14 protein-coding genes and 2 pseudogenes are annotated in these 22,785 nt (G+C 57.9%); 10 read left to right on the forward strand and 6 right to left on the reverse strand.

Going from position 1 to position 22,785, the window contains the following annotated elements:
• Nucleotides 1-579, forward strand: a 579-nt coding sequence (locus CWO91_RS02805) for an SIS domain-containing protein (protein ID WP_130212158.1), incomplete at its 5' end; no start/stop codon positions are given.
• Between the two features lie 517 nt (nucleotides 580-1,096).
• On the opposite strand, the pseudogene CWO91_RS02810 reads toward CWO91_RS02805, so the two are convergent.
• Nucleotides 1,097-1,376 (reverse strand): annotated as a pseudogene (locus CWO91_RS02810) (transposase); the annotation flags it as partial.
• A 504-nt stretch (nucleotides 1,377-1,880) separates the two neighbouring features.
• Here CWO91_RS02810 and CWO91_RS02815 point away from each other — a divergent pair.
• Nucleotides 1,881-2,564 carry a host specificity protein gene (locus CWO91_RS02815; RefSeq protein ID WP_130212159.1) on the forward strand — a complete coding sequence of 228 codons (684 nt, stop codon included), beginning with the start codon at nucleotides 1,881-1,883 and terminating at the stop codon, nucleotides 2,562-2,564.
• A gap of 210 nt (nucleotides 2,565-2,774) precedes the next feature.
• On the opposite strand, the pseudogene CWO91_RS02820 reads toward CWO91_RS02815, so the two are convergent.
• A pseudogene (locus CWO91_RS02820) lies at nucleotides 2,775-3,243 on the reverse strand (transposase); the annotation flags it as partial.
• Nucleotides 3,244-4,310: 1,067 nt separating this feature from the next.
• Between CWO91_RS02820 and CWO91_RS02825 the strand changes: the two are divergent.
• Entirely contained in the window at nucleotides 4,311-6,275 is a 1,965-nt protein-coding gene (locus tag CWO91_RS02825; RefSeq protein WP_130212160.1) for a glycoside hydrolase family 127 protein, read from the forward strand.
• Between the two features lie 442 nt (nucleotides 6,276-6,717).
• The gene (locus CWO91_RS02830; RefSeq protein ID WP_091881570.1) at nucleotides 6,718-7,542 is read left to right on the forward strand and encodes an Effector protein NopP; all 825 of its coding nucleotides are present in this window, start codon (nucleotides 6,718-6,720) and stop codon (nucleotides 7,540-7,542) included.
• Between the two features lie 916 nt (nucleotides 7,543-8,458).
• On the opposite strand, the gene CWO91_RS02835 is transcribed toward CWO91_RS02830, so the two are convergent.
• The 4 genes from CWO91_RS02835 to dctA all read right to left on the reverse strand — a co-directional run bounded on the left by CWO91_RS02835 (nucleotide 8,459) and on the right by dctA (nucleotide 14,691).
• Nucleotides 8,459-8,884: a response regulator transcription factor gene (locus CWO91_RS02835; RefSeq protein ID WP_130212161.1), complete on the reverse strand. Its 426-nt coding sequence runs from the start codon at nucleotides 8,882-8,884 to the stop codon at nucleotides 8,459-8,461.
• Between the two features lie 46 nt (nucleotides 8,885-8,930).
• Entirely contained in the window at nucleotides 8,931-9,614 is a 684-nt protein-coding gene (locus tag CWO91_RS02840; protein WP_091881579.1) for a response regulator transcription factor, read from the reverse strand.
• Nucleotides 9,611-12,283 (reverse strand): PAS domain S-box protein, encoded by a 2,673-nt coding sequence (locus CWO91_RS02845; protein WP_130212162.1) that lies wholly within the window; start codon nucleotides 12,281-12,283, stop codon nucleotides 9,611-9,613. Before CWO91_RS02845 ends, CWO91_RS02840 begins: the two co-directional genes overlap by 4 nt.
• A gap of 1,094 nt (nucleotides 12,284-13,377) precedes the next feature.
• Nucleotides 13,378-14,691 (reverse strand): C4-dicarboxylate transporter DctA, encoded by a 1,314-nt coding sequence (gene dctA / locus CWO91_RS02850; protein WP_130212163.1) that lies wholly within the window; start codon nucleotides 14,689-14,691, stop codon nucleotides 13,378-13,380.
• 1,166 nt (nucleotides 14,692-15,857) lie between these two features.
• On the opposite strand from dctA, the gene CWO91_RS02855 reads away from it, so the two are divergent.
• From CWO91_RS02855 to CWO91_RS02880, 6 genes are all read left to right on the forward strand, one after another.
• A complete protein-coding gene (locus CWO91_RS02855) occupies nucleotides 15,858-16,538 on the forward strand; it encodes a molybdate ABC transporter permease subunit (RefSeq protein WP_165405203.1) in 681 nt (226 codons plus the stop codon).
• 111 nt (nucleotides 16,539-16,649) lie between these two features.
• Nucleotides 16,650-17,912, forward strand: coding sequence for a serine hydrolase domain-containing protein (locus tag CWO91_RS02860; RefSeq protein WP_130212164.1), 1,263 nt, complete (start codon nucleotides 16,650-16,652; stop codon nucleotides 17,910-17,912).
• A gap of 655 nt (nucleotides 17,913-18,567) precedes the next feature.
• Nucleotides 18,568-19,668: a hydrogenase small subunit gene (locus CWO91_RS02865; protein WP_130212205.1), complete on the forward strand. Its 1,101-nt coding sequence runs from the start codon at nucleotides 18,568-18,570 to the stop codon at nucleotides 19,666-19,668.
• 10 nt (nucleotides 19,669-19,678) lie between these two features.
• The gene (locus CWO91_RS02870) at nucleotides 19,679-21,469 is read left to right on the forward strand and encodes a nickel-dependent hydrogenase large subunit (protein ID WP_130212165.1); all 1,791 of its coding nucleotides are present in this window, start codon (nucleotides 19,679-19,681) and stop codon (nucleotides 21,467-21,469) included.
• Between the two features lie 4 nt (nucleotides 21,470-21,473).
• Complete coding sequence (gene cybH / locus CWO91_RS02875) at nucleotides 21,474-22,184, forward strand: Ni/Fe-hydrogenase, b-type cytochrome subunit (RefSeq protein WP_165405195.1); 711 nt, start codon at nucleotides 21,474-21,476, stop codon at nucleotides 22,182-22,184.
• A 10-nt stretch (nucleotides 22,185-22,194) separates the two neighbouring features.
• The gene (locus CWO91_RS02880) at nucleotides 22,195-22,779 is read left to right on the forward strand and encodes a HyaD/HybD family hydrogenase maturation endopeptidase (protein WP_091881603.1); all 585 of its coding nucleotides are present in this window, start codon (nucleotides 22,195-22,197) and stop codon (nucleotides 22,777-22,779) included.
• The last annotated feature ends 6 nt before the right edge of the window (nucleotides 22,780-22,785 follow it).

A 22,785-nucleotide genomic window follows, 5' to 3' on the forward strand; every position in this document is an offset into this window, starting at 1 on the left:
GCAGGCAAAGAGCGCGGTAAGCTGTCTGAGATCGATGAGTCGAAGCTCGTGCGTGAGCTTATCGAAGTGCCGCGGTTGATTGCTGCGGCGCTGTTAATCGAGCCGCAGATCGAGAAGCTCGCGCGTTATGTCGCTGACTCGAGGGACGTGCTCTATCTCGGTCGCGGCACATCGGCCCCCCTGGCATTGGAGGGCGCACTCAAGCTGAAGGAAATTGCCTACATCCACTCAGAAGGTTATGCCGCCGGCGAGCTCAAGCACGGACCGATCGCACTGATCGATGAGGCCGTGCCTGTGGTGGTGATCGCGCCTTACGACGAGGTCTTCGAGAAGACCGTCTCGAACATGCAAGAAGTTGCCGCTCGGGGCGGCAAGATCATCCTGATCACCGATGCTAAGGGTGCTTTGGAAGCGACGGTGGACACACTCATGACCATTGTGCTGCCGGAGATGGTCGCAAGCTTTACGCCGATAGTCTATGCCATTCCGGTTCAGCTCCTGGCTTACCATACCGCCCTAGTAAGGGGCGCGGACGTGGATCAGCCGCGTAATCTAGCAAAATCGGTGACCGTCGAATGAGGCCGCAGTGTTAGTATCGGAGCATTGAGGCCTCGGCGTCGAGCCATTGGGCTCGCGTTTGGTCGCGTCGATTTCGTGGGGACGGAACCGGACAAGTTCTCGATCTTGCCGTGTCCGAAGTTGCTTGTAGCTGCCGTATGGTTGCGCGACTCAGGCCGTGCTCCGCTGAGCGGCGAGACGACGACGTCACTATGGCATGGGCGAGCTCAGAAGGAGAACGATCCCGACATCAACAGGTCAATCATAGACCCATCCAGCTAAAGAGAAGATTCCGTCGTGCTTGCGTCATCACGTCAGGACACCAATGGCAGCGAGCGTTACCTTCCTGGCATTCGACTGGAATGGTCGATAACAATCGGGAATTAGTCGCCCGTTAAGAACGATTTCAGCGGTGATTGGTCGCTGAGGGCAGCGATGATGGTGGTCAGGAAGAGACGCCAAAGAGTCCTCAGCCAGGCGAGGATGCGGCGGAAGTTATGCCCGACGGCGGAGAGGATGACGCTGGCGGCATCGCTGGACCGGTGAAGTACTGAAAATACGGGTCGTGGAGCCAGCGCTCGCACCCCCTCATCGGACAGGCCGTAAATGTGCTTGAGCAGCACCAGCCCGATCACAAAGCGGGTCGCGATCCCGGGCCGGCCGTTCTCGCTGTACAGCGGCGCGATCTCGCCGTCGATCCAGTTCCAATCGACCTTGCCGGCGAGCTGAAGCAGCGCGTGCTTCATATTGATGATCTGGTCCAGCCTGGCCCGGAACAGATCGCCCGATCCCCTCGTCCTGTGCTTCTTCGGTCGCATCGCCACCTCCGATGCGACGACGGAATCATGGCTGGCCATTCGACGGAATCCCGAAATGAAATTGCAAGTCCGATGCCCGGTGCACCAAAACCCTGCATTCGCAAACCAGTCCACACGACAAAATGCGATTCTAGCTCAATCGCTTAGCCGTTCTCCACGGACGACGCGTTAGCTTCCTCTTCACAAGAGCGCGCGACAGATGCTCAACCTAGGCGCGTCAGCTCATAGTCAGCTAGACCTCTTACCATCGTCGGTAGAGCTCGAGCGGCGCGAGCTCAGCACCCCCAACCGTACCGACAGGAGAGAGATCCGATGTATGGCCGAATTGTTGGCTCATCCAGCCAATCCACAAGCGCTACCCAGGCTGATGAATCGAGGCATTCAGATGACGAGGGCTTTGCGGAAAGGCTTGCAGGCATGGCGCCCGATGCTGGCCCAAGTTCGTCTCAAGCAGCGACACGGCCGTACTCCGTAGTTCCCCGACCTCCGATCGAAGAGATCGACATGGATACCTTCGGGGAAGAAGTGAAGGCCTTCTATAGCGATGACATCAAGCACATTGCCGATAATCCACTGGAGTACTCGGATTTCATATCCACAAAAGCTGAGCGCGCAGCAAACGTTGCTAGAACCCACGGTCACACCGACGAAGATTCGGACGAGGCGCGATATTTCGCCTATCGATTGGGTGACAAAACCGTTGGGCTTCTGAGAACAGAAGGCGGACTTCGGGTAGGAGGAAGGCGATTCAGCGCCCAGTTTCCCGGTCGAAACGTCGTCACATCCCAAGTAGATCTTCGGGTTACCCATCCGCTCGTCGAGAACGCTGGCGATATTCTACTGGAGCATCAGCTTCGGGAGGACGGCGAGCGAGCATTGATTATGTCAAAACCTGCGTTGCCAGGCATCGAGCCCCGTCTGGCTCAGATGGGCTTTGTTCCTGTGAGTGATAAGAATCACTGGGTGCTTGATCCTCACCAGCATCCCGACAAGTGGACGCATAACGCTGAAGGTAAATGGCAACGGGTAGGCAAACGTGAAGGATATCTCGCCGCCGAGAGTAGTGGTGCTCAGGCAAGAATCGAGCGAGCTTCGAGTGAAGCAAGTGATGAGACAGAGTCGTCCGGCGATGACACGTCTTGGTACTTCGAACGCCTTAATCTAGGCCCGGGGTCGGCTGCCGAATAGTCGCTGTGGGCGAGGCCGGACCTGGTGACTACTGAGCTCATTGAGTATGTTGCTGCAGGAATGGCTCGCCACTTCAAAACGAGCTTGTGTTAGGCGGCGGGATCGCGCCCGGAGTGCTGCGCCGACCTGCGCTGGGCCGCTCGCCGCCAGTCAGCGAGCACGCGTAGCCGAATTGGATCCAATCCACGCATTCCATAAGGGGCCGCGACGTGTCGAGGCCTTCGGCTGCACGATGGCGTCGACCGTGACCCGCTTGAGGTCCTGATTGCGTAACGCGCCGCCTCGTGCGCCACCCGCAGGCTCTCGGCCAGCAACAGCTCCAGCTTGTCGCCAAGCCGCTTGCGCCAGTGGATCAGGTCCGAGCGCTCGTGCGGGAAGGCGTGCTGAAAGAACTCTTCGCCGGTGAAGTACTGAAAATACGGGTCGTGGAGCCAGCGCTCGCACATTCCCTCATCGGACAGGCCGTAAATGTCTTGAGCAGCAGCAGCCCGATCACAAAGCGGGTCGCGATCCCGGGCCGGCCGTTCTCGCTGTACAGCGGCGCGATCTCGCCGTCGATCCAGTCCCAATCGACATTGCCGGCGAGCTGAAGCAGCGCGTGCTTCATATTGATGATCTGGTTCAGCCTGGCCCGGAACAGATCGCCCGATCCCCTCGTCCTGTGCTTCTTCGGTCGCATCGCCACCTCCGATGCGACGACGGAATCAAGGCTGCGATTCGACGGAATCCCGAAATGAAATTGCAAGGCTCCGATGCCCGGTGCACCAAAACCCTGCATTCGCAAACCAGCCCACAACGACAAAATGCGGCTCTAGCTCAATGGCTTAGCCGTTCTTCACGAACGACGAATTACGGACAGTTGGGAGATCCAAGTCGGCTCTTGGTTACCTAGCCTGCTATCTGCCTTGCAGGGCCAAATCAGCCTGAAGCTCGATGCACAAAAGATATCTCTAACTCATCCTCGCATCTTGCCGAAGCCGGCGAGCAAGTCGGTGCAGACGGCTTCGGGCCTCTCCGTCGCGGCTTATTCACTGGAAGCGCATACGCGCGACAACTTACTTTTCCCGATTGCCAGCATCCGCTCCATGTCGGGCAAGTTGAGCATGCACTTCGACCCCGGGACGATTGCTAGGATAAGCGTCCAGTTTCTTCCGTAGATCGCGCGTAGCAGCGGCTCATTCAATCCGGTTGGGCCACACGCGCCACCGCGGCCCTCCCACCTGCTACCTGTCATCAAAAGGATTGTTAGAAACCGGACATTCCCGCGCAAGTTCCAGGGCCTAGAATCAATAGCAGATGGTTCGCCGCACCGGAAGGACGCGGCGCGCCCGCTGTAGATGCGACAGGCGAGTACTATTGGCCATTATCTGGCCCAGCGACAACCGACCCGCTCGTATAGGAGGATCGACCGGCGACGCGGGATTTAGCACGACTGGCAAATCCGGTCGGTGGGCCAGCGATCGCATCGGGCTCATACCGCGGAGCCGCAGATATGGTTGAAAGAAGAACCGCTCCTCATTCTCGGCACGGGAATTGCTGTCCCGCTCCTCGAACGCGACTGCTGTCAACGCATGTCTGGGAGTGCTGCGCCTTAGGGCAGCCTCTCCATTTCTAGCGTTTGAACGCTCGCACCGAGAATAAGAGTGTGCAGCCGCAAATCTCAGGGCCACAACCTCAACAACGCAATCGTGGTGAGGTGGCATGCCAGGCTAGGTGTCCGTTCGCCACACTCTAAGGAGGAACGAGATGAATGATCGGAATGTGGCCGAAGTCGATCTTCACAACCTACAGGTCTCGGATCCGCTGATTGGGAGATGCCAGCAGTTGGTCAGGGAAGTGGCAATTCCCTACCAATGGGAGGTGCTAAACGATCGCAATCCCGAGGCGATACGGAGCCACGCGGTGGAGAACTTCCGCCTTGCCGCCGGACGTGCGAGGGGCGAGTTCCATGGCACGGTTTTTCAGGACAGTGACGTCGCAAAATGGCTTGAGGCGGCTGCATGGTCGCTATGCCAGACACCCAATCCAGAGCTGGAGAAAGCCGCCGATGAGCTGATTGAATTGATTGCGGCCGCTCAATGCGGCGACGGCTATATCAACACCTATTTCATACTGAACTCGCCTCAGGAGCGCTGGACCAACCTAGCAGAGTACCACGAACTTTATTGCGCGGGCCACTTGATTGAAGCGGGTGTCGCGTTCTTTCACGCGACTGGCAAACGGAGATTGCTGGAGGTCGTTTGCAGGCTTGCTGACCACCTCGGCACAGTTTTCGGCCCAGAGCGCGATCAGTTGCACGGCTACGATGGCCATCCGGAAATCGAACTTGCGTTGGCACGCCTCTACGAAGCGACAAAGGAGCAGCGATATCTCACGCTAGCCAATTATTTCGTGGAGCAACGCGGCACGGAGCCACACTTCTACGACATTGAGTACGAGAAGCGCCAGCAATCCTGCGTCCACAAATCCGACGGCACGCCTTGGATGATAAAAAACAAAGCGTATAGCCAAGCGCACTTGCCGCTTTCGGAGCAGCGGACTGCAACCGGTCATGCGGTTCGTTTTGTATACCTCATGACGGCGGTAGCTCATCTCGCGCGTCTGCGCCAGAACGAGCAGCAGCGCCAAACTTGCCTACGGCTATGGCAAAACATGGTCCAGCGCCAGATCTATATTACCGGAGGCATCGGCTCGCAAGGCGCCGGCGAAGCGTTCAGCAGCGATTACGATTTGCCAAATGATACGGCGTACGCGGAAAGTTGCGCGTCGATTGGCCTGATGATGTTCGCGCGCCGTATGCTGGAGATGGAACTGGACGGTCGCTATGCCGACGTGATGGAGCGCGCACTCTACAATACCGTTCTCGGCAGTATCGCGTTCGACGGGCGTCACTATTTCTATGTTAACCCGCTCGAAGTGCATCCCAAAACGCTCAGGTCTAATGGCATCTACAATCACGTCTCGCCGGTGCGACGACGCTGGTTTGGCTGCGCGTGCTGTCCACCGAACATCGCACGCCTTTTCACATCGATTGGTCATTACATCTACACGCCCCGCACCGACGCGCTCTATGTAAATCTCTACGTTGGTAATAGGGTGGCAATATCCGTCGAGGGACATACGCTGCGGTTGCTCATAAGCGGCAGCTATCCCTGGAGAGACGAGGTGCAAATCGCCGTCGAATTTGCGCCGCCAATTGCCCACACGCTCGCCCTGCGCCTGCCGGAATGGTGCAGCGCGCCGCAGGCGAGCCTGAACGGCGAGCCTGTGAATTGCGAGCCGCGCAAGGGCTATTTGCACATTCGCCGAACATGGCGGCAGGGAGATCGCGTCAAACTATCGCTGCCGATGCAAGTGCGTCGCGTATACGGCCATCCACAAGTTCGCAATTTGGCCGGCAAGGTGGCCATCCAGCGTGGCCCGCTAATTTATTGTCTGGAGGAAGTCGACAACGGGACCGAGTTACACAACGTTTGGCTTCATGCAGACAGCAGGTTTTCCCTTATCGAAGGAACTGGTCTCTTTAACGGCAAGATTTTGCTGCAGGCCGACGGAGCGCGGTTGCAACACGCGCATTCTGAAGAAGCGGCGCTTTATCAGTACGACAAAGTGCCTGGACAACTAGAACCGCAGCAGCTGACATTCATTCCGTGGTTCGGCTGGGCTAACCGCGGCGAAGGCGAAATGCGGATTTGGGTAAATGAGCGTTGACACCGAACGCGCGGGTCGGCTTCCACGAGTCGAAGTTAGATCACGTTTCTGGCGCAGGCGATATCTTTGGTCAAAGTCTGGAAATCGGCCAATCTATGGAAGGCGGCTCGTCCGCGAGCTCCACTGGAACGTTGAAAAGAAAACATATGAGGCGGGGCGGCGGAACTACGAAAAGAGAACGATCCGATTGGCGTCAGCAGGTCAATCATCGATCGACCCAATTCCTTATGGAGGAGCATCCTCGGACGTGCTCGCGGCCTCTCGTCAAACCTGATGATGGCACGAGCGTGCCGCCGTGTCGTTCAGAAGGAAGCTCTATGACAAGCCAGCGTGAGGGCAGCCACGTCAGGTTTTGGTAAGCCAGGCTCCCTATCAGCGCCGCTGGGCCTAACAAGCCTAAACTAGATGCGGAAATGTATGTCCGACGGGAGCACCAATCGCCATGTATAATCGGATCAATGGCTCGTCCTACTTCCAATCCTCTCACTTTGCCGAAAGTGATGAGCAAATCGACGCCGACATCTTTGCGGATGCGTTCGCCAATATGCGCTTAGCCGAATCTGGCTCGAGTGGCGGTTCATCTTCGGCAACAAGACCGTATTCGCTCGTTTCAACCCCTCCCATAATGGAGTTCAACGATCGTCAGTCATTCCGAAAAGCCGCGGAGGCCTATCATGACGACGAAATCAAGTACATCGCCGACAACCCCCAAGAGTACTCCGAGTTCGTGTCCGCCAAGGCAAAGCGAACTGCAGAACTTGCCAAAGACTACGGGACAACCCGAGATTCCGAGAATGCGCGATACTTCAGCTACCAATTGGGCAACAAGAGTGTCGGACTTCTAAGAATGGAAGGCGGCGACAGCATGACGAAGTTCGACGTCAAAAGGTGGAAGGAGCTGTTTCCTGGGCGATCCGGGACGACCTCTACCGTAGATCTTCAGGTCGTTCATCCGCTAGTCGAGAACGCTGGCGATATTCTGCTCGAGCATCAACTTCGAATGGAAGGCAAACGGCCGCTGCTCAATTTGCGTCCAGCTAATGCGGAAGCAAGAGCACGTGCGGCAAAGTTGGGGTTCGTCGAGGTTGACGCCGACAACATGGTTCTCGACCCAGAGAAGTCAGACAAGTGGATAAGGAATAGCGACGGCGAATGGCAGCGAAAAGGCACTGCTGGGTATCTTTCCAAAGATGACGACAGTGAAGGCAGTGATACCGAGATCCCAGCGAGCTCCTCACCATACGATTATGAGGATGATTTTATGTGACCACGGGGTCCCGGGATATGGCCCCATGGAGTAGGCCCATCTAGCCTGCTCCGGGCTCCCCTGCGTTTATTGGCGTTTCGGCTGGGAGTTCTTCTGAGTCGGCTCAGAATACTACCCCCACAATGCCCCTTGGCTTAGCGGTTGCTGATCCGTTTGCGCCTTGGAAGTAGGGGCTCACTGCGCAAGGCAATTGCGACAATGCTCGCTGCGGCGAGAACCTGCATGGGGTGCCGCCAAAGTGCGCCCGGCCGCCCAGGGGCCGGGCGTGCTGCGCGGAGCAGTTTGGACTGCTTGGAGGCAGAAGTCTTCTACAGATGACGCCTACGAAGTAGTAAGGGCGTGGGCGGGCGTGAGTCGGTGGGCAGGAAACGCACAGCGAACCGGCGGCCCGATGGACAAGGCTGGTCGGCATGCGTCAACGGACATAACGACGTCGTGAGCAAAGCATCGTGCAGAGCTCTTTCACCAGAAAAGCCTCAACACAAGACGTGAGGCGGTTGTCCTGGGCGAAGCTCCGTTGGCGTGGTCACTGCAGTCGGGCTGCGCACAGCCAATCTCCTGCTTTGTCGAGCGCTCTCAGCCAGCTCCGCTCTGCAATGGAATATATAGCCTCGATCCAGACGGAGTTAAGAAGTGCTTAGGGTCGTCGATTGCTTTGGGTGAGCATTACGTTGAACGTCGACCTGCAGAATGAGTCGAGCTGGCGTGCCCTCCGGCCCTCGCAGCGATAAGGTTGTTCTGCACCAATGTAGCCGCCCGGCGATAGTCGGTAAGGCATCCACAAGGCAACAATTGGCCTCTCGCTCGCCTGATTTTAGAGCAGCGTGTCCGACCGCGAAGAGGTTGATCGGTGGCGAGATCGTCGTCGCATGAGCGTTAGATCGGACATGAACTCAAGCGCTGCAGGTTGATTGCGTCAGATCCCGATTCGGCCGCCACACGCCTTCAGTGCGGTGTCGATGTACTCGATTAACGCTTGTCCGCCAAAGGGTTTGGCAAGGAAGCCAATCGCTCCGGCGCCCAGCGCTGACGCGCGCACGCGGTCGTTGGGGAAAGCAGTAATGAAAATGAACGGTGCGTCGTAACCACGCGTCCGCATCTCTGCCAACAGCTCCAAGCCGCTCATAGCCGACATCTGCACATCGGTAATGACACAGGATGTCTCGTTCAACTGCGGCGACCGCAAGAGTTCCTCGGCCGACGCAAATATTTGGACGATGTAGCCACGCGATTTCAAAAGGTTCTCTGTCGCCGCACGGACTGAGGCGTCGTCGTCAACGACGGAAATCAAAGGCGTGGACAAGACGAGCCCTCCTGACGCGGGAATAGCGGCTGCAAGCATTAGCCACCTTCGGCGAAAAGTGGGCTTGAGTGACGAAATTGTAAAATCATACTTGGGTTTGTTCAGGACGATTGGCGCGAATTCCCAGCGTCTCAGTCATTCTGATCAAGTCGGCCAGCGACCGGGCACGCATCTTTTTCATGACGTGTCCCCGGTAGATCTTGACCGTAATTTCGGCGAGCCCAAGCTCGGCGGCTACTTGCTTGTTCATCAGGCCGGCAGCGACCAGTTTCATCACCGCCTGCTCGCGCGGGCTTAAGGTCTCAAATAGAGACTGCAGGTTCGCGACGGTCTGCTGAGCCTCCCGTCTTTTGCGATCGCGTTCGGTCGCCGCAACCACGGCATCGAGCAGTTCCTGATCGCGAAACGGTTTGCTGAGAAAATCGACCGCTCCTTCCTTCATGGCCCTGACGGTCATGGGAATGTCGCCATGGCCGGTAATAAAAATGATCGGAATATGTATGTTCAACCTCGCGAGCTCGGTCTGGTACTCAAGGCCGCTCAAGCCTGGCAGCCGGACATCAAGAACTAGACAGCTAATAACGTCCGGAATTGCGCTCTGCAGCATTTCGCGGGCCGATCCGAATGCAACGACGTCCAACCCAACCGATTTAAAAAGGTTCGTAAGCGAGCGACGCATGGAGATGTCATCCTCGACGACGAAGACGATCGCCTTTGTCGAGGCCTCGGCATTGCTGCCTTCACCTGGCGAGTCAAAGCGTCCTGTCACGAGACGACCTCCTTATGCAATGGTAGGGCAAACTGGAACGTCGCGCCCGGCCCATGTCTGTGGACCATTGACAGCCGCCCTCCGTGAGCTTCCACGATCGACCGGCAGATCGAAAGACCCATTCCAAGGCCACTCGACTTGGTGGTGAAGAAGGGATCTAAGACGCGGTCCGCGTCGTTCTCGGCGACCCCGACGCCGCAATCGGTCACGGCAAGCTGCACCTGCCCCATGTCGTTCTTTGATGATTGAATCAGCAGTTCGCGCGTCCGGTCTGTAACAGCGTCCATGGCTTCGATTCCATTCATCACCAGATTGATGATCACCTGTTGTAGCTGAATCCGGTCGCCGAGGATCGTAGGCAGCGCGGCCGTCAACTCGGTTCGTAACGTCACTCGGTGGCTCGCCAGCTCTCGTGTTACCAGCCCAATGACGTCCTTAACGACCTCATTGATATCGAGCGGCACCATCTCAATCTCCCCTTTCTTCGCGAGTGCACGAACACGACGGATCACCTCGCTTGCCCGGATTGCGTCTTCGATGATCCACTCCACCGAAGAGCGCGCGGCGGAAAGATCAGGAGCTTCGCGACCCATCCAACCGAGGCACGCATCGGCGTTGCTGATAATAGCGGCGAGTGGCTGGTTTATTTCGTGGGCGATGGAAGTTGTCAGCTCTCCTAACGTCGTTACACGCGTCACATGCGCAAGCTCCGCCTGTGCCTTTCGTAGTTCTTGTTCGGCTTCATCGGCACGAATGGTAGCGGTGATGTCAGTGCTGACGCCACGGTAGCCGAGAAAATTGCCGTTTCCATCGAAAAACGGCTTGCCACTCGTGCGGACGTAGATCGGAGATCCTGTCCGATTCACGGTGCGGTAGACGAGATCCCGAAACGGGAGATGGGCCTCCAACGTCGCCCGATGCTGCCGCCACTTCTCGGGTTCCTCTTCGACGTCGCACGCAATGTCCCAGCGAAGCAGGCCCATCAATCCTGTCGCCAAAATTCCCGCAGCGCTGGTGTGCTCGGACAAGTGAGTGACCTGATGATCCGGCCCGGTCTCCCAGAGCCAGTCGGACGCTGTTTCGGCGTAGTCGCGAAAGCGCTGTTCGCTTTCGCGCAGCGCGGCAAGTGTGGTTTCCAGGCGTTCCCTAGCTGCGTGTTGCTCGGTGACATCCATATGTGTTCCGATCAGCTCGCTGACGTTACCATCGCTGCCGACCACCACGTGCGCAACGGAGTGTATGCGCCTTATCCCGCCATCTGGTAAAAGGATACGGAAATCATATTCGAACCGCCCCTCCTTGTGTTCAATCGCCTGGCGCTGCACCTCCTGCAGCCGCGGCAAGTCGTCCGGATGGATGCGCGATCGAATGGTCTCTATCGATACCGGTTCTTGTGGGCTAAAGCCAAGCAGACGATCGACCTCGGCGGAGCGATACACGAAATCTAGACCGTAGACGTCCCAGGACCAGCTGCCCGTGTGACTGAGATGCTGGGCTTCGGCCAGATAGGCCTCGCTGCGGCGCAGCTGCTGTTCTGCTCGCCTCGCCGCCGTAATATCCGTAGCTGCCCCAACAAACTCGATGTCACCAGAGGCAGTTCTCGTGGCTCGTGCCTGCGCATGGATGTGCTTCACCGAGCCGTCCGGTAGTAGCAACCGGTATTCGTGCTCGAAATCGCTCGGGTCTCGCATCGCTCGATCGATAGTTTCTTTAACCGAAGCCCTATCATCTGGATGAGTACGCTCAACGACGAGCTGCGGCCCCGGGACAGTCTCAGGATCCAATTGGAAAATCCGAAATGTTTCCTTTGACCAGAAGGCCTCGCCCGTAGTGGCGTTCCAGCTGAAGCTGCCTGTATGACTCAACTCCTGCGCCTGGGCCAAATGTGCTTCGCTCCGCTGCAGGGCAAGTTCGGTCCGCTTTCGCTCCGTGATATCTTCGCAGGCTATAAGGACAATGGGCTGGTCATCGGCCCAGAGCATGGCTTTGGCGTTTTCACGTACCCACAATACCGAGCCGTCCTTCCTGACTTTCTGGACGTCCCACGTGCGCGATTGTCCGATATCCTCAAGGCACGTCCGAACGCATTCGCGAACGAACGCGCGATCCTCCTCAAGAAATACGCCCAGCACGGATTGACCGATCAGTTCAGCACGAGCATAGCCGAGTTGTGTCGCGCCGAACGTATTGACGTTGAGGACAGTGCCGGCTTCATCGACCATGAAGTACATGGCCGGATTGTGCTCGAAGATTGCGCGCCACCGTTTTTCGCGATCCTCCAAATCGGCCGCACTCCGCTGAAGCTTGGCCGCAGCCACACGCGCAGCCTCTCTTTCCTGGCGGAGCTTTCCGATCAGGTGCGTTCCCACAATCGAGGCAATAAAGAATGCAACAACCACCGGAAGATCTTGGGGGTCATCGATTCGCAGGCTGAACGCCGGCGGCGCAAAATAGTAAGCGAGAGCAACGATGGCTAGGATGCAAAGCGCGGACGACGCGATGAAGCTGCCCATCAACGAAAACAGCAATACCACCAACAAATAGGCGAACGCCGTCGCGGCAAAATGCGCCTGAAGGTACAAGCAAGCCAGTGTTACCACGGCCAGCGTTATGCTGCCGAAGGTAAACTGAGGGGCTGAACATTTTAAACTGCTGATCTGGCTACGCATTTTGATACCGTCCGGCCTGTTCTCCGGCGGGAGAGCTATAACATTTTAGGCAAAAATGGGGCAATCCTCGGTACCAAGACCCGCTGGTGAGCGGTTCCGAGATCGATTGCTTGCTGCTGTACTGAGCACGCGCCGAGAAAAAACGCATTACAGACATACGTATAGTTGTCCTAAACCTTCCAGTATGGCGCAGGCTGACACGCCTGCAATCGAAGCTGAAATGTCTGCTTTCCTCCGCTGCCGATAGCCTCCGGGCAGGCGCTCGAGGATGCGGCCGAGGACAACCCCCTTAAGCCAGCGGTACGAGGACAGCGGCTGCAGGTCAGCCAAGACGTTGAGGCAAAACAATCAGGCGCGCCTCGCCGAACCCGGAAAGAAGAGGGACAAGCTTCCGGACCACTCATCTCGCCGGCACGATCGGTCATGCGGAAGAAAGCGCAATGGTCATGTACCGAGACACGAAGGCGAAGTAACGCGACTGCTACCTATGCGTTCAGGCCGTCACGCGTAGGTGCGGAGGACTTGTCTCGAGTGGCTAGCCGGAACCAAGTGCGCACAGTGACGCCTAACCGACCCTAGCCGCGTGCGAGCCGCCACGGCTCCGTCGAGGTGCCATCTAATCCATGCTGATCACACCCATCACAGTCTGATGCGCAGCGCGCACCTTAACAACGATCACGAGTTGCGTCAGCAAGATCGCTACCACGTCGTTGGTCGGGCGAGGCAAATGCGGTGACCGCGCACATGGGCATTTGTAGGCGGACCAACAGCTAGGTCCATCAGGCCGGACACGTTCTGTCGCAGTCCTGTTAACTTGCTCGGCAAAATGGTGCACAAGCGTTCAGATGGCCGGGAGCCTTGACCGCGAAAAACGCCCTTGAAAATGACTGTTGAAAAAAGCTCCCACTCTTTTGCTCGCGTGCGACATCTTTTCAGGGCGGCTGCCGGGGCGCAACGCGGAGCAAGGCGCAACTGGAGATCGCGCGAGAAAGTTCCGACTCGTGTCAAGTCGGTTGTGCCGCTTCGAATTACGAGAGATGTGGCTGCGCTTGCATTCGAGGCGTCTTCGAATGGCGGCGGTTAAGATTCGGGACCTACCTCATTGTGCTTGTAGTGTCGATAGTGGTGGGCTCGTTGAGCCGAGCCTGCAGCGTCGCGTGCTCGAGCTCGCCTTCCCACCAGGATACGAACACGGCGGCGATGCCATTGCCGGTGATGTTGGTAAGGGCGCGCACCTCGCTCATGAACTTGTCGATCGAAAACACGATTGCCATGCCCGGCACCAGCGCTGGGTTGACCACCGACAACGTCGCAGCGAGCGTGATGAAGCCCGCGCCGGTGACGCCGCTTGCTCCCTTCGACGTTAGCATTGCCACGAGCAGGATCGTGAGCTGCTGGCCAAAGGTGAGATCGACCCCGAGTGCCTGGGCAATGAACAATGTCGCAAGTGTCATATAGATATTGGTGCCGTCGAGGTTGAAGGAGTAGCCAGTTGGCACCACGAGGCCGACCACGGGCTTGGAGCAGCCCAGCCGCTCGAGCTTCTCCATCAATTGCGGCAGCGCGCTTTCAGAGGACGAAGTGCCGAGCACGATCAGAATCTCGTCCTTGATATAGACAATGAACTTGAAGATTGAAAAGCCGACGAGGCGCGCGATCAAACCGAGCACCACCACCACAAATAGCGCCGCCGTCGCGTAAAACAGCGCGATCAGACCGATCAAATTGCCGAGTGCTGCCGGCCCGAACTTGCCGATCGTGAAGGCCATGGCGCAGAAGGCGCCGATCGGGGCCGCTTTCATGATGATTGCGATTACGCCGAACACCGCGTGCGCCACGTCGTCAATCATGCCGCGCAGCCGCTCCCCACGGTTTCCCAGCGCCATCAGCGCAAAGCCGAATAGGATCGCGAACAGGAGAACCTGCAGAACATCGCCGCGAGCGAAGGCGCCGACCACGGTATCGGGAATGATGTTGAGAAAGAAATCGACGGTCTTCGAGGCTTCCGCCTGCTTGACGTAATTTGCGACCGCCGCAGCATCCGGCTTGACCGCAAGGCCATGGCCGATTTGGACCAGATTGCCCATAACAAGGCCCAACAGCAAGGCAAAACTGGAGACGATCTCGAAATAGACCAGCGCCTTGACGCCGACGCGCCCGACTTTCTTCGCATCTTGAATATGCGCGATACCAGATGTGACGGTGCAGAAAATAATCGGCGCGATCACCATCTTGATGAGCTTGATAAACCCGTCACCGAGCGCCTTGACCCAGTCGCTGGTCGCGACGGACGGCCATAGGCAACCGACCATGGCGCCAAGCAAGATCGCGATCAGCACCTGGACGTAGAGAATCTTATACCAAGCTTGCGACGCGCGCGCGGGCGCCGCAGTTGCCATGGTGGTCATGACGCTTCCTTCCCGAATATACTCGAATGTGAGCCGCCGCGTCGTTGAGAGGCGACAGCGTCATGCGAGACTCATCATTTTTGCCGTGTCCGATTGAAGACGGTTCCGAGAGCCGGCGCGTCGTTCCAAAGGCAGGCGTTCAGTTACGTTATCTTTCTCGCTAAGCAAGATATGCACCAGATGCCCAAACTGCGGTCGATTAAGCAGTCGCGGACAAGCCGTGATCTCCGGGTGGCATCGCTTTGAGTGCTCGGACCACGTTCGCAAGGTCGAAGAAGAAGTTGCAGCGTGACTCGTATCTTGATCGGCTGCGCGCATTAGCGGAGTCACGTCTCGGCCTGGAAACTCTAGCGTGATCGATATGCCCCGACTGCTGAGATGGATGCAACAGTACGTGACACTGGTAAAATTGATAGTTTGGATTGTAGGCATCCACGCGATGGAAGCCTGGCTTAGGAACTCGATTGCGCGAAAAAATCTTTGATGGATGCACTGCGTGTCGCTAGCGGCAAAGCTCGTTCGTGCACGGGGCACTTGTCTCCAGGCCTGTGCTAACGGTGCGCATTAGGCAGGTTGGTCGAGAGGCGGCGTTCGCTCTCGGCCCCTCGCACCTTTTGCCGCGTCGCAGAATCAGCTGACGATGATTTCTCAGCTAGGTCATTCGCCTTGCTGCCAAATGGCAGGCTTCCTGCGATCCGTTCCATTGCCAGCGTGGCGAGTGCGGCGTTTGAGCCGTCGGTAAACCAAACAGGCATCTCTCGGGGCCTCAAGCCGTTTCGTTGCGCGGCTGTCGCTGTCTGCTCGGGAACAAAGATGCCAGAAATCTGACAAAGCGTTAGGTCCACTCCACAGTGCCGTCGGCGTCTATGCGAATTTCTCTCACGTTGAGCATAGAGCGCGCCACAGTTCGCACGCGGCACAGGAATTGCTGATGACGAACGAGGAGCTGCCGCCGTCTGATGGATCGAAGCAGCCCTGTCACAGGAGTTGCCGATGAGGCGTGCGATGCTGCTCTTGCTCGCAGAAACGACGCGCGCGAATGTGGCGGCCGCCACGAAGTGCCGCGCAACGAAAGGGCGATCCGCGCCACATCCCTGGGTGAGCCGGACGTGCAGGCGATCACTGTGCCGATACGGCGACTTGCTCGCACTGTTGTGCTGACGCACATGGATGTCTTTTCGGCAGAGATTTCGCAATCCGTTGCGCTCACGATCGAGCTCGCCAGCGTGACGACCGTGATCCTCCTCGTGATTGGTGTGCCCCTCGCTTGGTGGCTAGCGCGCTCAAAGACTCTTTTGAGCGAGGCGGTGGCGACGATGATCGCCCTGCCGCTGGTGCTACCGCCGACGGCTCTCGGTTTTTGCTTACTCGTGTTGCTCGGCCCCCACGGACCGGGTGGCGTTCTCGCCGCTTTCTGGGGCGAGCGCACGCTCGCTTTTACCTTCGCAGGAATCGTGGTCGGATCGGTTCTCTCGGCGCTGCCGTTGGTGGTGCAGCCGATCCGTAACGCCTTTGTTGCGATAGGCGATCGCCCGTTGGAAACTACGCTGCCCGTTTCGCCGTTGTATGCCTTCATTGCCATCAGCGCGCCGCTGGCGCGACTGGAGTTTGTTAAAGCCGCCGTGGTTGGCTTTTCTCATACGATCGGCACATTCGGCGTGGTGATGATGATCGGCGGCAACATTCCTGGGCGCACCAAGGTGTTGTCAGCGTACGTCGTAGAGTACGTCCAAGCATCGCGCTGGCGCGAGGCGAGTGTGGTTGCCGGCGGTATGGTGATGTTCGCCTTTGCGGCAATCTTCACCTTAGCCCTCATCGACAGACACTGTGCCAGGAGAGGCACATGAGCGCAAGCGCACCGGGCCGGATAGAACCGTCTTAGGCCTACCGGCCAGACATATCCGATCACGACCGAGCAGCAGTATTGCAAGCCGATCATCCATCCTTGCGAGGCTACAATGAACAAGCTTGTTATGGCCGCGGCGGCTGCTGGAATCGGCTTCAATTCAGTGCACTCCGCGCCTCTGCCCGAAGTGAGGGCCGATGACGTCGGCGTTTCTCAGCAGCGCCTCGCCAAGCTAGACGAGTTCTTCGCTCGCGAGATCGCGAGTAAACGCGTGCCGGGCGCGGTAGTTGCAATCGCCAGAGACGGCAAGCTGATTCACTACAAGGCGTACGGGCAACTCGATCCTGCAAAAGGAAGGTCGATGCGGCTCGATGCGATGTTCGCGCTTGCGTCTATGACCAAGCCGATGGTGGCCGTTGCGGGGCTTATCCTCATGGAGCAAGGTCGCCTGCCTCTACAGGCTAGGCTTACGGATTACTACCCGGAATTCGCAGACATGAAGGTGGGAGTGCCGCAGCATGACGGCTCATTAGAATTTCAAACGCAGAGTTCTCCGATCTACATCCACGACCTATATCGCCACACATCCGGGCTCACCTATGGCGCGCCCCTCGACAGCTCAGACCAAGTGGCGCGTCTCTATCCCGATTTCGCCGCTCCGCCACTAAGGGGCGATAAGCAGGCGTTCATCGAAGCCATTACCAAGCTTCCGCTAGCGCACCAACCGGGGACGGAATTCGAATACGGCTTCTCGACCGATGTGCTGGGAGCTGTCGTGGAACAGGTCAGCGAACAGCGATTGGGCGACTATCTTGCCACCAACCTGTGGAAGCCCATCGAAATGCAGGATGCCACTTTCCATTTGTCGGAATCGCAACGCGAGCGCCTCGCGCATCCATTTCCAGACGACCCGCTGACGGGAAAGCCACAAGATATCGAGCTCCTCGAAAGTCCGACGAAGTTTGACTGCGGCGGAGCCTGCGCATTTGCGACAATCGGTGACTACGTGCGCTTTGGACAAATGCTGCTCAACGGTGGGGAGCTCGATGGGCAGCGCATTCTCGGTCCGAAGACGGTGCGCCACATGATCTCCAACCACCTCGCGCCAGAGATCAAAAATAAGGTCGCCAATGTTGAGGCGCACCGTGCCGGCTTCGGCTTCGGGCTCGGAGTGGCTGTACGCATAAACGAGGGTCTCTCGGCGGTTCCGGGCAATCCAGGTGAGTTCACCTGGACCGGCGCCTACGGGACACAATTTTTCTGCGACCCAAAGGAGCGTCTCGTCGTGGTGGTCGGAACGGCAGCGCCCGGAGAAATCCGAAAGTACTACCGCGAACAAGTCCAGTATATCGTCTATGCTGCAATAATCCGATAATTCGCTTTTCCTCGAAAGGCTCGATGAACCGGTTTGGGTAGTAGGCAGACAGGGTTGCTGGTACGGATCGATGTCGACTGAAAGTCGGCGCCGTCGCCTGCTATCCGGTCGGCCGGACCGCACCAGTGCTTCAAAAACGAGATCGCCTCCGCCATCGCGAAGAAGCTCTTGCAAGTGGGTTTGGTGACGCGATGCGCCAAGACGATCGCGCCGTGCTATCGATTGGCTCGCGCGATGAACGCTCCTAGATGATAGCTCTGAACGTCCAGCCTCTCGCCCACGATCCTGTAGCGATGCCGTGCGGCGAGTCGCTTTGAATAAGGCAGATCGGATCGATCAGACCTAAAAGGTGAAGGCAGCGTGCGCATCGCGGCTCAATCCATTGCGGCTTCTCTTCGTCGCTCGACAGCCGCTTTGGTGCGGGCTGTTTGAACCATCGTGCTGCTCTGTTGAAGTGCTCACATCGACGTCCAAAACCGGACACCATTAGCATGACAGATCAATGGCGCAGCTTGTGGCTCGCTGGCTGGGTTCGACAATCCGCAAATCCCGAAGCGGTGGCTTGGTATCTGTCAAGTGTTTCGCTTCGGTGGCCTGTTTCTTGCTGAACGTCAGCAAGTCGTTACGGCCGACGACAACTCACATGGAAGGCCTCATGGCTGGTGCAACGGAAACGTTCTACAGCGTGATCAGACGTCAGGGTATCACGCGTCGTAGTTTCCACAAATTCTGCAGTTTGACGGCCGCGAGCTTGGGACTTAGTCCGCTCGCCGCAAGCAGTATTGCCAACGCTCTGGAGACCAAGCCGCGTATGCCCGTCATCTGGCTGCACGGGCTCGAGTGTACCTGCTGCTCGGAGAGCTTTATCCGCTCAGCCCATCCCTTGATCAAGGACGCGCTGCTGTCGATGATTTCGCTCGACTATGACGATACGATCATGGCGGCGGCAGGACACCAGGCCGAAGCCATCCTGGAGGAAACTCGTGCCAAGTACAAAGGCAGGTATGTGCTCGCCGTCGAAGGCAATCCGCCGCTGAACGAAGGTGGCATGTTCTGCATTGACGGCGGCAAGCCGTTCGTTGAAAAGCTCAGGTCGATGGCGGAAGAGTCCATGGCGATCATCGCTTGGGGCACGTGTGCGTCCTGGGGATGCGTGCAAGCGGCCAAGCCCAATCCGACTGGCGCGGCGCCGATCGATAAGGTGATCACCAACAAGCCGATCATCAAGGTACCCGGGTGCCCGCCTATCGCAGAGGTCATGAGTGGCCTCGTGACTTTCATCACCACGTTCGGAAAGCTTCCCGAGCTCGATCGCCAAGGGCGTCCAAGTATGTTTTATTCCGAGCGCATTCACGACAAGTGCTATCGGCGTTCCCACTTCGATGCTGGCCAATTCGTCGAAGAGTGGGACGATAAGTACGCACGCAAGGGCTATTGCCTGTACAAGATGGGCTGCAAGGGGCCAACCACCTACAATGCCTGTTCGGCCCTTCGGTGGAACGGCGGCGTTTCATTTCCGATTCAATCCGGGCACGGCTGCTTCGGCTGCTCCGAAGACGGCTTCTGGGATAAAGGGTCATTTTACGACCGACCCACAACCATCAAGCAGTTCGGCATCGAGGAGAACGCCGACCAGATCGGCATGGCCGCTGCCGGCGTGGTTGGGCTAACCGTCGCTGCCCATGCGGCGGTCACCGCCGTGAAGCGGTTGACCCACAAGCCGGATCGCGCAGCCCACAAAAGCAAACCGAGTTGAGGGGGCGACGGTGGCCGTCCAGACACCGAATGGGTTCAATCTCGATCGTTCCGGCAGGCGAATCGTCATCGATCCGCTGACGCGGATCGAAGGCCACCTGCGCGTCGAAGCCAATCTCGATTCCGACAATGTGATCCGCAATGCGGTCTCAAGCGGGACGATGTGGCGCGGCATCGAAGTCATCCTGCGCGGGCGCGATCCGCGGGACGCCTGGGCGTTCACCGAGCGGATTTGCGGGGTCTGCACCGGCACCCATGCGCTCACTTCCGTGCGCGCGGTTGAAAATGCACTAGGAATTACGATTCCGGAGAATGCCAATTCGATCCGCAACATCATGCAGCTGTGCCTGCTCGTGCATGATCACCTCGTACATTTCTATCACCTGCACGCGCTGGATTGGGTCGACGTGGTTTCCGCGCTCAAGGCCGATCCCAAGTCGACCTCCGCGCTGGCGCAGTCTATCTCGCCCTGGCCGCTGTCGTCCCCTGGCTATTTTAAGGATTTGCAGATCCGGCTCACCAAATTCTTCGGATCAGGGCAACTCGGTCCGTTCAAGAATGGCTATTGGGGGCATCCGGCCTACAAGCTGCCACCGGAAGCGAACCTGATGGCTGTAGCACATTATCTGGAAGCGCTCGACTTCCAGAAGGAGATCGTCAAGATCCAAGCTATCTATGGTGGCAAGAACCCGCATCCGAACTGGCTGGTCGGCGGCGTGCCCTGCTCGATCAACATCGACGGAACTGGTGCGGTGGGTGCGATCAATATTGAGCGACTGAACATGGTGTCCTCGATCATCAACCGTTCGATCGAGTTTGTCGAGCAGGTCTACCTGCCCGACATTGCCGCGATCTGCTCGTTCTATAAGGACTGGCTCCATGGCGGCGGACTTTCGAGCAAAAGCGTGATGTCCTATGGCGACATCCCCGAAAACGCCAATGACTGTTCCGCGAAAAGTCTCAAGCTGCCGCGCGGGGTCATTCTTGATGGCAATCTCAAGGAGATACTGCCGATCGACCATGGTGATCCCGAGCAGATCCAGGAATTCGTCGCGCATTCATGGTATAAATACCCCAGCGATTGCTGTGGACTGCATCCCTGGGACGGTATCACCGAGCCGAGTTTTGAACTTGGGCCAAAACTCAAAGGCAGCAAGACAGATATCAAGGAACTCGACGAAGGCGGCAAGTATTCCTGGATCAAAGCGCCGCGCTGGCGCGGCCACGCCGTCGAAGTCGGGCCATTGGCGCGATACATCATCGGTTATGCGCAAGGCACAGCCGAGTTCAAGGAGCCCGCCGAGAGACTGCTCAAGGGGCTCAATCTTCCCCTGACTGCGCTGTTCTCGACGCTTGGCCGTACTGCGGCGCGGGCGCTCGAATGCCAGTGGGCGGCGCATCAGATGCGTTATTTCCAGGATAAGCTGGTAATCCACATCAAGGCAGGCAATACGGCAACTGCCAATGTCAGCAGGTGGAAGCCGGAAAGCTGGCGCAAGGAGGCCAAGGGCTACGGGTTCACTGAGGCGCCGCGCGGTGCACTCGGGCACTGGATCAAGATCAAGGACGCCAAGATCGACAATTATCAATGTGTCGTGCCGACGACGTGGAACGGATCTCCTCGCGATCCCAAGGGCAATATTGGCGCTTTTGAAGCCTCCCTGATCGGTACCCCGATGGCCGATCCGCAGCGGCCCCTGGAGATCCTGCGCACCATCCATTCCTTTGATCCGTGCTTGGCTTGCTCGACCCACGTGATGAGTCCTGACGGCCAAGAAATGGCTTCAGTCAAAGTTCGTTAGAGACATGCTGGACAACGCTCCGCAGCTCCTTGCCGCCGTCGATGCGGCACCGACTGAACGCAGCATCGGCGGTGGCGTCGCCTGCGCGCCGGTGCGACTGTGGCATTGGGTCAATGCGGCGGCCATTCTGATGCTGAGTTTAACCGGCTATCTCATTGGAACCGGGACACCGGCGATATGGGGAGAGACAAGCGGCAATTTCCTGTTCGGCTATATCCGCTTTGCTCATTTCTCGGCGGGATATGTACTCAGCGTCGGCTTTCTTCTGCGCATCTACTGGGCCTTGATGGGAAACGCGCATGCCATGCAGATCTTTTGCGTGCCGCTCTGGCGCAGGTACTTTTGGCGCGAGGTGTACCACGAGATTCGCTGGTATGCGTTCCTTAGAGTTGAGCCCGAGAGGCGCGTCGGGCACAACCGTCTTGCTCAGCTCGCAATGTTCTTCATGTTTACGCAGACGATCACGTTCATGGTCGTCACAGGCTTTGCACTTTATGGGCAAGGTGCCGGTACTGACAGCTGGCAGTACAAGCTGTTCGGCTGGATGTTTTCAATTTGGCCGAACAGTCAGGACGTCCATACCTGGCATCATCTCGGCCTGTGGGTGATCGTGATCTTTGCGCTGGTTCACATCTACGCGGTGATCCGGGACGACGTCATGTCGCGCCGGAGCATCTATTCGACGATATCGGGTGAGCGCGGGTTTCGCGATTGACTGGAAGTGGATGCCGAATCCGGAAAACAAGAAACGGATCCTGGTGCTCGGCATCGGCAATATCCTGTGGGCCGATGAGGGATTCGGCGTGCGGGTGGTCGAGGAGTTTCATCGCCGCTACGCCATCGATGACAACGTCACCGTCCTCGATGGCGGCACGCAGGGCCTCTACCTCGTCAGTTTTCTCGAGCAGGCCGATTGCCTGATCGTGTTCGATGCCATCGACTATGGATTGCTGCCCGGGCAGTTGAAGCTTGTGCGAGATGACGAAGTGCCAAAATTTACCGCCGCCAAGAAGGTGAGCCTGCATCAGACCGGCTTTCAGGAGGTTTTGAGTGCGGCCGACCTGCTTGGCCGCCGCCCGCGAGAGCTCGCTCTCATCGGCTGTCAGCCGCTGGACCTGGAGCATTGGGGCGGTCCGCTGACCGCCCCGGTGCGCTTTCAGATTGCGCCTGCGATTGAACTGGCTTGCAAACTCCTGGCGCAGTGGGACTCGCCGGCAAAACCGCGGACCGCGCCGCTGCCTGCATCAGAACGGCTGTTGGCGAACAATATCGACCATGCGAATTATGAGATGAGGGCGCAGCCGATCTAGCGGCCC

Source organism: Bradyrhizobium genosp. SA-3 (assembly GCF_004212635.1).
GTDB lineage: Bacteria > Pseudomonadota > Alphaproteobacteria > Rhizobiales > Xanthobacteraceae > Bradyrhizobium.